Annotated in this window: 1 pseudogene; it reads left to right on the forward strand. The window is 53.0% G+C overall.

Annotated elements, in window-relative coordinates:
• Nucleotides 1–215 (forward strand): annotated as a pseudogene (locus EXE45_RS20985) (hypothetical protein); the annotation flags it as partial.
• Nucleotides 216–477: the final 262 nt, after the last annotated feature.

Raw genomic sequence — 477 nt, forward strand, 5'->3', positions numbered from 1 at the left:
ATGGGCCCGGAATACCACCAGCAGAGGCTGCGGTATTAGAGACAGGCCAAGAATCAGCATTAATGCACGGTAGCGCCCTTGGAATCTGGAAAATTCGGATGGCAGTCAAGCAAGCGGGCGGCAACATCTCTGTGGATGATCTCAGTAACGGGACCGCACTTCAGTTTAAACTCCCAAGCAGAGGTCAACAACAACAATCTCTTGCCAGAGTGTGATTGTGGGACCCTTCGACGCAGTCGCTGGAACGTGTCACGTCTACTCGGTGAACTACCCCACCCTACTCGCTCCCGCTGGTCGCTCCTTGAGGAAGGGGGCTTACCGCCTGTATTCTGCTAACCCCACTCCCTACTGCGCTACTTCGTCGCTTCAATTTCTGCGTTGCTCCTTGAAAAAGGGGGATTAGCGCCTAATTCCACCTTAGCATTCTCGCCGGTTAAAATACGAGTTCTTAGCTTCGTGGATTCCCTTTTGAGCTCG

The organism is Halorubrum sp. SP9 (genome assembly GCF_005435015.1).
Classification (GTDB): Archaea; Halobacteriota; Halobacteria; order Halobacteriales; family Haloferacaceae; genus Halorubrum; species Halorubrum sodomense.